Consider the following 10,620-nt stretch of genomic DNA (forward strand, 5'->3'; position numbering starts at 1 on the left):
GGTGTGGTTCGTCCGGTTGATCGCCGGCGCGGTGCTGATGGGGTTGGTGCTGGTCGCCGGGACAGCGGTCCGGGTCTGGCAGGTCGCGCGGATCGACGACTACACCCCCGCGAACGCGATCGTGGTGCTCGGCGCGGCCCAGTATTCGGGAACGCCGTCGTCGGTTTTCGAGGCGCGGCTGTATCAGGCGTGGCGACTCTACGAGGCCGGGGTGGCGCCCACCGTGATCACTGTCGGCGGCAAACAGGAGGGCGACCTGTATACCGAAGCCGCCTCGGGCAAACGGTATCTGGAGGACAAGGGCATTCCCAGCGAGAACATCGTGGCCGTCGAAACCGGTTCCGACACACTGCGCAGCATCGAGGCGGTGGCGTCGGCGATGGGGGAGCGCGATATGTCATCGGCCGTACTCGTGAGCGATCCGTGGCATTCACTGCGAACCAGGACGATGGCTCGCGACGCAGGACTGGAAGCGTGGACCGCACCCACCCGTACCGGGCCCGCCGTCTACACGAGGGAGTCGCAATTCCACGGCATCGCCCGCGAAACCGGCGCGCTGCTCTGGTACCAGCTCACTCATTTCTCGGCAGATTTTCCTTACGAGGCGGGACAGTGAGATGACCGGGACCTATACCCCGCACGACCAGGAACGCATGGTCCACGAGCCCGGTAAGACCGCGTGGCCCGGTGCCGCGGGCAAGGGGCATCGCAGTGAGTTCTCCCGCGATCGTGCCCGCGTGCTGCACTCCGCCGCGCTGCGTCGCCTCGCCGACAAGACCCAGGTCATGGGCCCGCGCGAGGGCGACACCCCGCGCACCCGGCTGACCCACTCGCTCGAAGTGGCCCAGATCGGGCGCAGTATCGCCGACGGTGTCGGCGCCGACCCCGACCTCGTCGACCTGGCCGGCCTGGCCCACGACATCGGCCACCCGCCCTACGGTCACAACGGTGAACGCGCGCTCGACGAATTCGCCGACCGCTACGGCGGTTTCGAAGGCAACGCGCAGAACCTGCGCATCCTGACCCGCCTCGAACCCAAGGTCCTCGACGCCGACGCAGAGAGCTTCGGGCTCAACCTCACTCGGGCGGCCCTGGACGCGACCCTCAAATACCCGTGGGGCAGAAGCGGTTCCGGCACCAAGTTCGGCGCCTACGACGACGACCTCGAGCGCCTGGCCTGGGTGCGCAAAGACGCGCCCGACCGCAAACAAAGCCTGGAATGCCAGATCATGGACTGGTCCGACGACGTCGCCTACTCGGTGCACGACGTGGAGGACGGCGTGATCGTCGGCCGCATCGACCTGCGCGCCCTCGCCGACCCGGCCGAACAGGCCGCGCTCGCCGAACAGGGCCACGGGCAGCACCCCGACCAGTCGATCGAAGCGCTCGCCGCCGCCGCCCAACGGCTCTCCGAACTCGACATCGTGGCCGACGCGGCGACCTACGACGGCAGCTTCGCCGCCTCGGTGGCGTTGAAGCGGCTCACCAGCGAACTGGTCGGCCGCTTCGCCACCGCCGCGATCTCGGCCACCCACGAGCGTTACGGCCAAGGCCCGCTCATCCGCTACGAGGCCGATCTGATCGTGCCCCCGATCGTGGCCGCCGAGGTCGCCGTCCTCAAGACCGTGGCGTTGCGGTACGTGCGCTCCGACCCCGGCCACCTCGCCCGCCAGCAGACCCAGCGCGACCGCGTACAGGCCGTCGCCGACCGCCTGCTCACCACCGCGCCCGCCCACCTCGACGATCAGATGCTGCCCTGGTTCAACGCCGCCGCCACCGAGGCCGCACGCGTGCGCGTGGTGATCGACCAGATCGCCTCCTACACCGAGAGCCGCTTCGAACGCGTCGCCGCCTCGCTGGACTGCCGCTGAGCGGACCCGACTAGACTCCCTCAACGTGGCCGGACGAATCCCAGATCGCGATATCGCGGCGATCCGTGAACGTGTCCGGATCGAAGATGTAGTCGGTGAGTACGTGGCGCTCAAGCGCGCGGGCGCCGACTCGATCAAAGGTCTGTGCCCGTTCCACGACGAGAAGTCGCCGTCGTTCCATGTGCGCCCCAACCACGGGCTGTTCCACTGCTTCGGCTGTGGTGAGGGCGGCGATGTCTACAAGTTCCTGCAGCAGATGGAACACATCGGTTTCGTCGAGGCCGTCGAGCAGATGGCCGATCGCATCGGCTACCAGATCAACTACGAGGGTGGCGGCACCTCGGTGCAGCGCGACCGGGGCACCCGCTCGCGCCTGGTCGCCGCCAATGCCGCCGCGCACGAGTACTACATGGGCCTGCTGCACGAACCCGAAGCCGAGGCCGCGCGCAAGTATCTGACCGACCGCAACTTCGACAAGGCATCCTGGGCGCAGTTCGGCTGCGGTTACGCCCCCGCGGGCTGGGACGGGCTGACCAAGCACCTGCAGCGCTTGGGTTTCGAGTTCAAGGAACTGGAAGCTGCCGGACTGTCCAAGCAGGGCAAGCGCGGTCCGATCGACCGGTTCCATCGTCGCCTGCTGTGGCCGATCCGCAATCTCGGCGGCGAGGTGATCGGTTTCGGCGCGCGCAAGCTGTTCGATGACGACACCATGCCCGGCAAGTACGTGAACACGCCGGAAACGTTGCTGTACAAGAAGTCTCAGGTGCTGTTCGGTCTCGACCACGCCAAGCGCGACATCTCCAAGGGTCATCAGGCCGTGGTCGTCGAGGGCTACACCGACGTCATGGCCATGCATCTGGCCGGGGTGAAAACCGCGGTGGCGTCCTGCGGCACCGCGTTCGGCGAAGAACACCTGCAGGTACTGCGCAGGCTGCTGATGGACGACAACTTCTGGCGCGGCGAGATCATCTACACCTTCGACGGTGACGCGGCCGGGCAGGCCGCGGCGCTGAAGGCGTTCAGCGGTGATCAGCGGCTGGCGGGACAGACCTACATCGCGGTGGCGCCCGACGGGCAGGATCCGTGCGAGTTGCGTCAGCACTCCGGCGACAGCGCCGTGCGTGATCTGGTGGCGCGGCGGACCCCGCTGTACGAGTTCGTGATTCGCGGACTGCTGGCCGAACACAATCTCGACGATGTCGAGGGTCGGGTCGAGGCGCTGCGCCGTACGGTGCCCGTGGTGGCCCAGATCAAGGACAACGCCACCCGCAAGGGGTATGCCACCAAGCTGGCCGGCTGGGTGGGCTGGGACGACATCCAGCTCGTCGTGCGCCGGGTCGGTGAAGAGGCGAAGAAGAACCGGATGGGCGGCACCACGCCCGATCTGAAGTCCGGCGCCGCGGCGATCCCCGCACCTCGCGTCGAGGAGAGCTCCTCGGTGCGGCCCGCACCGAACGACCCGGTGCTGTACGCGCAGCGCCAAACCCTCAGCGCCGCACTGCAATACCCGGGCATCGCGGGCGTGTCCTTCGACGCCATCGACGCCGCCGCCTTCACCCACCCCGCCTATGTGGCCGTGCGCATCATGATCGCCCAGGCCGGCGGCACGGCTGCCGGGCTCAGCGGTGCGGAATGGGTTGCCGCCGTCGCCGACCACACCGACGACCTGATGATTCGCGCCCTGGTCTCCGAACTGGCCAACGAGCAGCTCCCGGTGCGCACCCAGAACGACACCCCCCGCTTCATCACGGGCATCCTCGCGCGAGTCCAGGAAGCCTGGGTGGGCCGCCAGATCGCCGAGCTCAAGTCGAGGCTGCAGCGGCTGTCGGCCAGCGAGGAGCCCGACACCTACATGACGCTGTTCGGCGACCTGGTGGCGCTGGAGCAGTACCGCAAGAGCCTCGCCGCCCAGGCGATGGGCAACGAGGGCTACGCGGCCGGCGCCTGACACCACCCGTGAGTCACGGTTTGGTGGCTTCGGTGAGCGTACGGCTGGAGTACGCCACGAACGGCCCCTCCTGCCGGATTCGATCGTGGAGCCGCCGCAACTGGTCGAGGTAGGCCTCGACGGTGAACCCGGGCACCATCCAGATCACCTTGCGCAGGAAGTACACGACGGCACCGATGTCGTGGAACTCGATGCGTAGCCGCTCGGTCCGCTGGTCGGTGATCGTCAGTCCAGCGGCCCGCGCGGCGGCGGCCTCGTCGTCGGGATGGCGCCCTCGACGGGCTTCCGGTTGCGGACCGAGGAAATACTCCACCAGCTCGAACACACTCGCCGGTCCGACGTGCTGTGCGAAATACGTTCCCCCCGAACGCAGAACGCGTGAGATCTCCGCCCACCAGATCGTCGCCGGATGTCGGCTGGTGACCAGATCGAACGCCGCATCGGCGAACGGCAACGGCGGCTCGTCGGGCGCGGCGACGACAACGACGCCGCGAGGATGCAGCAACGTGGTCGCCTTGGCGATGTTCGGCGGCCACGACTCGGTGGCGACCATGGTCTGCGGGAACACCTGCGCCTCGGCCAGAACCTCGCCACCACCGGTCTGAATATCCAGAGCAGCGGAAGCGGTCTTCAGCCGATCACTCATCAGCCGCTGATAACCCCACGAAGGACGCGCTTCACTGGCCCGCCCGTCGAGCCAGGAGAAGTCCCATCCTTCCACCGGCGCCGATGCCGCTTCGGCGATCAAATCCTCGAACGTCCGTCCCATGCGAAATCACTATGCCAGCGACCGCCCGGCGACACCTCTCAGTTTCGCGGCTACCGGCTGAGCTGTTCGCGGACGAACGCCGCGGCCTGGTCGCGGGTGTCGTTGACGAAGTACGCGGGTCGGCGACGGGCAGTTCGGCGCAGATGAATTCGGATCGGAGGTTGCATAATGACACGGTGCACTCCGGTGATGGTCTGTTCGATCGACGCCTGTCCGACCGCGCGCGAGAAGTAATCCGCCAAGGTGCCGAGATCGCGCTGAACGCGCCGGAGGAATGGCTCGACGAACTCTATGACGCCACTCTCCTGACAACCAGCCTGCGCGCTGTCGCGGGGGATCCGCTGCTGGCCGAGGCGGTCCGGCGCGTCAACCGTGGCAACCTGCTGCACTGGGCCTCGGCCAACGTGGCCGATCCGGGAATGCCGGTGCCGATCAACCTCGGTGCGGACCAGATCGCCACCGTTCGCGACCTGGTCCGGCGTGGCATGAACGAGGCCGCTTTGCAGGCCTATCGCGTCGGGCAAAATGTCGTCTGGCGACGATGGATGACCATCATCTTCATTCTCACGCCGGACCCGTTCGAGCTGCAGGAGGTCTTGGAGGTCACCGCCGCCTCGATCGCCACATTCGTGGACGGCACCATCGAGGCGATCACCGAGGTCATCGGTCAGGAGCGCGACGAACTCGCCCGCGGCTCGTATGCCGAACGCCGCGAAGTCATTTCGCTCATTCTCGAGGGGGAGCCGACCAACATCGAGCGTGCGTCGACCCGCCTCGGCTACCGGCTCGACGCCACCCACACCGCGGCCATCGCCTGGAGTGACATTCCCGGTGCCGAACTCGACGAACCGCATCGGGTGACCAGGGCCCTCACACAGGCCGCCGGGGCGGCCACGGCGTTGAGCGTGCTCGCCAGCGCGGCCACCCTGTGGGTGTGGGTGCCCGGCCCCACCCCTCCCGACACCGCGGCACTGACCGAAGCGCTGGACCATATCCCCGGCGTGCGGATCGCTATCGGCTCCACCGGCCGAGACCTCGCCGGGTTCCGGACCAGTCACCTCGACGCGCAGGCCGCGCACCGAATCCTCGCTCGCCCGTACAGCACCCGACGCCTGGTCACCTTCGGCGAGGTGCAACTGACCTCGCTGATCACCGAAAACGGCGCTCAGGCCGACCGATTCATCAAGTACACCCTCGGCGATCTGGAACACGCCGACAGCGAACTACGCGAATCGGTCCTCGTCTACATCAACGAGCAATGCAATGCCACGCGCGCTGCGGCGCGCCTGTTCACCCACCGGAACACGATCTTGCGCAGGATCGCCCGCGCGGACGAGTTGCTGCCACGTCCTCTGGCGGAGAACGGCGTGCATGTCGCGGTCGCATTGGACGCGTTGTACTGGCGGCAGAACACTCCCCGGCCCAGTTGAGCCAATTCTGATTACCGCTGCGCGCAGACCGGAGTGAGGCGGTGCGTGCCCCGCAGACCCTTGAGGGTCGCTTCACGTCCGGTTCCGATCGTGAGATCGGTACTGCTTCCGATCGCCTCCAGCACCGGCTCGCTGAGGAGGACTTCACCGCCCTCGGCCTGCGCGGTGACCCGCGCGGCCATGGCGACATTGCGTCCGAACAAATCGTCACCCCGGCGGACGGAACTTCCCATGTGGATACCGATCCGGACCCGGAAATCGGCCTCGCCCCGGGATGCTTCGGCGTCCTTGCTCAGTGCCGCCTGGATGGCCAGGCCGCATCGGACCGCCCGGTCGGCAGCGGCGAAGGCGATCATGTACCCGTCGCCCTGGTTCTTGACCACATGGCCGCCGTGGTTGTGCACGCAGCGATCCACCAGGCGGTGGTGGCGGTCGAGCAGCTTGACCCACGCACGGTCGCCCAGCTGTTCGTTGAGAGCGGTCGATTGCTCGATGTCGGAGAACATGATGACGACGTTGCCGTCCGGCGCCAGTTTGGCCAGGTCGGGACGTTCGACCCGTGCCCAGCCCGCGAGGTCTTCGATAGAGGTGAGCACGGCGGCACGAAAACCTTTGGCACGCACCAGATCAGCGGCCTGCCAGGCGGTCCGTACCGCTTCGCGACCGCTCACCACCAACCGCTGCCCCGTCGTCGACCGACGCGGTGCCCGGCGCTTGCGCCGACTCCGGACCAGCAAGATCGACAGGATGAGTATGCCGACGGCTTCACCGGCGGCGACGATCGCGAGCACGGTGATCGCGACTGTGGTCATCGGAGCAACCCTGGCGGAGTAGCGTGGCTGGTCGAACCCTGTAGCGGCTGTGCGCCCGAGCTGTTCACGGCAAAATAGTACACATGCGTTCACTCAAATTCGACTGGCGTAGCGGATGCCTACCGACGGTGAATCCTGGGACCATCGCGCTCCGCACCGAGTCGGCTCACTCGCCGTCATTGCGCGCACGGGCAGCATTTCTACAGCTGAGAAGGTCCGTACTCGACATTTGGCAAGCACGGAGACCGTGCATTCGCCGGGCGGAACCGCGTCGGCCGCAGCCGCGAATCCTGCTTCCGTACACCTGTTTGGGTGTACGGGTGAAGCGTCCGGTGCATGCCCGGTGGTGCATAGTGCACAACGATGGTTTCATCTGGGTGCGAAGCACCATTGGAACGCGGGGTGCTGAGGCCGCACGATAAAGCGCAAACAGCGGAAAGTAGGAAATGTGCGCATGCCCGACAGCATCCTGTCGGCCCGGACCGCGACGACGGTAGGTCGGCCGATTCTCGACCGGCTCCCCGCAGCGTCAACGATTTCGGGCAAGATCATAAGTCTGTTCATCGTCGGCAGTGAACTACCCGCCCGAGTGCCCATGGCGGCCCTACGTCGCGATGTCGCCGCACTGGTGAACGCGTGCCTCGAGCTCACCGCCAGAATGTTGACCGGCGGCGACACTGCCGAACCGCTGGCCGAGGTGCGCGCCGACGTCATGGAATGGGCACGCGAGGGCGTCACGATCGACACGATGCACAAGGCCGTGCGGGTAGGCACGCAGGCGGTGTTCGACCATCTCACCGCACGCGCGAGGGTAGACGAGGATCACGTGGCACTGATCGAAACAGCGCGCATGTTCGGCCACCTCTCCCGCGAGCTCGCCATCGCGATCTCACAGGCGTACCTGCGTGAAAGGCAGGTGGCGGGTAGTGACGCAGCGGATACCGTGGCCGCCGCGCTGATCGCCGGGAATGCGACACCGGCCCTGGCGCGCGCCTGCGGGGTCCGGTTGGCCGAGAGCTATTTCGTCTTCGCGGTCGGGTTCGTGCCACGCCATGGAGCGGACGAGCCGCGCCCGGATCGTCATATCCTCGCGCACCGGACAATTCGGCGAATCAGGGCCGAGGTGCTGCACCACTGCGATGACAACGCGCTGATGCAGATGGGCACCGACACAGCTACCCTGCTGATTCCGCAAGACCATTTCGATCCCGGCGCCGCCGAACGGTTCGTCGAGCAGATCGCCGGTGCGGCGCAGACGCAGGTTCGCGCCGCGTTCGTGGTGGCAGGGGCAGGCGGCATCTCCGAAGGGGTCGAGCGCGCGCACACGGTGCTCGACATCATGCGCCGCCTGCGCCGAGTCGGGCTCGAGCGCTTCGACAACCTGTCGCTGGAGTACCAGCTGTCCCGGCCGGGCACAGCAGGAAGGCATCTGGCCGCGCTACTGGACCCGCTCGAGGACCATCCAGTCCTGCTGGAGACGTTGACAGCGCACCTCGCGACCCACTCCACTCGTCTGCGCACCGCGCGTGTGCTGCACGTACACCCCAACACTGTCGACTACCGACTGAACAAGATCGCCGAGATCACCGGGCTCGACCCGACGCAGCCGGACGGTATCTGGCGCCTGCGTTCCGCGCTCGTAGCCCGCATGACCGGCGCGGGTGAGAAAGAGTTAGCCGCCGGCGGTGACCCCGACCAGACCGCCCAGGCATGCTGATCGGGGCGGACCCCAGGTCTGCCACCGAAGTCGTGGAGAGGCAGTGGTGAGACCGAACAAGGCGGCCGGCATCCGATGGCGCATACCGGTCGCCGCGTCGGCCCTTCTCATCGCCTGTACAGCAGGACTTTTCTGGCTACGGTGCGTGTACATCGTGCTCCACTCCAGACTGTCAACCGATCCGCTGACAGATCCCCATGGCTACGAACTCCTCATCGGCACCGTGCTCGCCCTGGCCGCCGCGGCCGTCCTCGCGGCCGCCGCGCCGTTTGTCGTCGAACCCGGCTCGAGCCGGATTCGACTGGCCAAGATCGTGGCGACACTGCTGGTAGTCCTGACAGCACTGCCCGTAGTAGCGCTGTTCACAGCGTGAACCGAAGTCCATTCGTCAAAATCGGTTAGGAAGCCTGCGGGGCGCGACGGTCCGGGCGTGCGTCAACGGCCCGAGACAGTCTTGGGCCGTTGATCTTCGGAATATTGGGCGTGGTCGCCGTGCGGGGATTTCGGGTACGTCGCTACTTGACCGAACCGGCCAGCTGATCGGCGAACGGGGCAACGAACTTTCCGACAAGGGGAAGCTCCGCGCGGACGCCGCCGCTGTTGTTCGCCTGGACCATGGCCATGATCCAGACGACGACCGCGAAGATCCCGAGGGCGAGTCCGGCGAGGCTGAAGATGATCCCCAGGGCGCCGAGGAGCGAGCCGATGATGCTCAGAACAATATTGAGCACCGAGACCCCGGCGAAGAAGATGATCGATTGCGCAGCATGGAATTTCACATCGGGATCGTTCTTTCCCACAAAGAGGAAGATGATTCCGGTAAGCCAGCCCAGCGCGTAGGACAGGATCGCACTGGTCTTCTTGTCCAGGCCGGCGGACTGCGGTTGGTTCGAGGGAAGCTGAGAAGATGTCATGCGGCAAGTACATGCCACACCCGCCGCCTACCGATCCCAACTTTCAGCACGAAACAAGAGGTCGGCGAGCCGGTCGAAGCACCGGAACCTGACGACCTGCTTGCCGCGCGGAACCGATCAGGTTTGTGCGTCGTCGACGGGTGGGTTCGACGTGGGGCGCGTCCGTTCGGCCTCGCTGCTCGCCCTCGAGGCGCGCCAACTCGCGATGAATCGCTCGGCTGACTCGGCGGAGATCTCTTCGTGAGGTTCGTCCACTCCCGGCCGATAGTGCTGGAGGTACTCGGTAGGACCCCAGGTGAAGTCCCTGCCGAGCGCTTCGTCGGTCGGTAGAGGCCGGGTGTCGGTCCGGCGCACAAGCCCGGTGATTCGACGGGCGCGCCAGCCGTCGGGCCAGCCTCTCTCGTCATCGATCAACGCAAAGTAGCGCACAACGGGTTCGTTGTTGTCAGGCATTTCTTGCTGTCCTTCAACGGGATTCGCGGCGGAGCGGCGCCGCTCTCGACTCTATATAGCGAAATTCGGAAACCACATCGACGTCAAGCTGCGACCGCTACCGTCTGATGTGGAGGTTCTGCCTCAGAGTGTCGATGAGGGGACTGCCTGACTGGTCCAACGTTTTGTAGTCGGAAAGTAGTCGATCGGGGGATTGCCCGGACAACAGAAAATCCCTCCACCTGCTTGCGCTGGTAGAGGGCCTTTTATGCTCCCCCATCTGGACTCGAACCAGAAACCCGCCGTTCTAAATGCCCTGTTTCCCAACAGTTTTCAATACTTCTCAAACCAACCTGTCACCTGCAGATTTGACGTTCGAGGCCTTCCGCTGGATGCCGATCGGTTCCGTTGATTCCCGTTGAATCCGTGTTGTTTCCGTGTTGCGGGTCGAGTTGGATAACGCCCTCCGCGACCACCAACGGGCTGTAACGTTCCAGTGCGCGCACCAATAGAACGTCGGACCCTGATACTTATTGGACGAAGGGCGTCCTCACCCGAACCGCCATGTCAGCGCTACCCGAAAACCCGACGATGAAAGGTGGCGTCGAGGCGCCTTGGTCGGTGGGCCAATATACCTCGCCCAACAGCCCGACGACGTCGCTCACGCTGCTGGGTCTCGACCAGGTATCCCGATGTTGCCTCGTGTAAGAAGTGGCACAAACGCGTC

At 65.9% G+C, this 10,620-nt stretch carries 10 protein-coding genes; 6 read left to right on the plus strand and 4 right to left on the minus strand.

What is annotated here, in order from left to right:
• Positions 1–37: 37 nt before the first annotated feature.
• From ACWFRF_RS25100 to dnaG, 3 genes are read left to right on the plus strand one after another with little or no spacing between them, the layout of a single operon-like run.
• A complete protein-coding gene (locus ACWFRF_RS25100) occupies positions 38–616 on the plus strand; it encodes a YdcF family protein (protein WP_452452612.1) in 579 nt (192 codons plus the stop codon).
• A 1-nt stretch (position 617) separates the two neighbouring features.
• Positions 618–1,871 carry a deoxyguanosinetriphosphate triphosphohydrolase gene (locus ACWFRF_RS25105; RefSeq protein ID WP_452452518.1) on the plus strand — a complete coding sequence of 418 codons (1,254 nt, stop codon included), beginning with the start codon at positions 618–620 and terminating at the stop codon, positions 1,869–1,871.
• Positions 1,872–1,896: 25 nt separating this feature from the next.
• Complete coding sequence (dnaG, locus tag ACWFRF_RS25110; protein WP_378637593.1) at positions 1,897–3,819, plus strand: DNA primase; 1,923 nt, start codon at positions 1,897–1,899, stop codon at positions 3,817–3,819.
• A gap of 13 nt (positions 3,820–3,832) precedes the next feature.
• Here dnaG and ACWFRF_RS25115 read toward each other — a convergent pair whose 3' ends face one another.
• The gene (locus tag ACWFRF_RS25115) at positions 3,833–4,588 is read right to left on the minus strand and encodes a class I SAM-dependent methyltransferase (protein ID WP_452452519.1); all 756 of its coding nucleotides are present in this window, start codon (positions 4,586–4,588) and stop codon (positions 3,833–3,835) included.
• 176 nt (positions 4,589–4,764) lie between these two features.
• On the opposite strand from ACWFRF_RS25115, the gene ACWFRF_RS25120 reads away from it, so the two are divergent.
• The gene (locus ACWFRF_RS25120) at positions 4,765–6,018 is read left to right on the plus strand and encodes a PucR family transcriptional regulator (RefSeq protein WP_452452521.1); all 1,254 of its coding nucleotides are present in this window, start codon (positions 4,765–4,767) and stop codon (positions 6,016–6,018) included.
• A gap of 11 nt (positions 6,019–6,029) precedes the next feature.
• Here ACWFRF_RS25120 and ACWFRF_RS25125 read toward each other — a convergent pair whose 3' ends face one another.
• Positions 6,030–6,830 (minus strand): adenylate/guanylate cyclase domain-containing protein, encoded by an 801-nt coding sequence (locus ACWFRF_RS25125; protein WP_452452523.1) that lies wholly within the window; start codon positions 6,828–6,830, stop codon positions 6,030–6,032.
• A 454-nt stretch (positions 6,831–7,284) separates the two neighbouring features.
• Here ACWFRF_RS25125 and ACWFRF_RS25130 point away from each other — a divergent pair, with 454 nt between their 5' ends.
• Positions 7,285–8,547 (plus strand): PucR family transcriptional regulator, encoded by a 1,263-nt coding sequence (locus tag ACWFRF_RS25130; protein WP_452452524.1) that lies wholly within the window; start codon positions 7,285–7,287, stop codon positions 8,545–8,547.
• Between the two features lie 154 nt (positions 8,548–8,701).
• Positions 8,702–8,920 (plus strand): hypothetical protein, encoded by a 219-nt coding sequence (locus ACWFRF_RS25135; RefSeq protein ID WP_378993928.1) that lies wholly within the window; start codon positions 8,702–8,704, stop codon positions 8,918–8,920.
• Positions 8,921–9,062: 142 nt separating this feature from the next.
• Here the strand turns inward: ACWFRF_RS25135 and ACWFRF_RS25140 are convergent, their stop codons facing one another.
• Together ACWFRF_RS25140 and ACWFRF_RS25145 are read right to left on the minus strand one after the other, a co-directional pair.
• On the minus strand, positions 9,063–9,461 hold the full coding sequence (locus ACWFRF_RS25140; RefSeq protein ID WP_452452526.1) for a DUF4870 domain-containing protein: 399 nt from the start codon (positions 9,459–9,461) through the stop codon (positions 9,063–9,065).
• Positions 9,462–9,578: 117 nt separating this feature from the next.
• The gene (locus ACWFRF_RS25145; RefSeq protein WP_452452528.1) at positions 9,579–9,914 is read right to left on the minus strand and encodes a hypothetical protein; all 336 of its coding nucleotides are present in this window, start codon (positions 9,912–9,914) and stop codon (positions 9,579–9,581) included.
• Positions 9,915–10,620 lie beyond the last annotated feature (706 nt).

The organism is Nocardia sp. NPDC055165 (assembly GCF_053606985.1).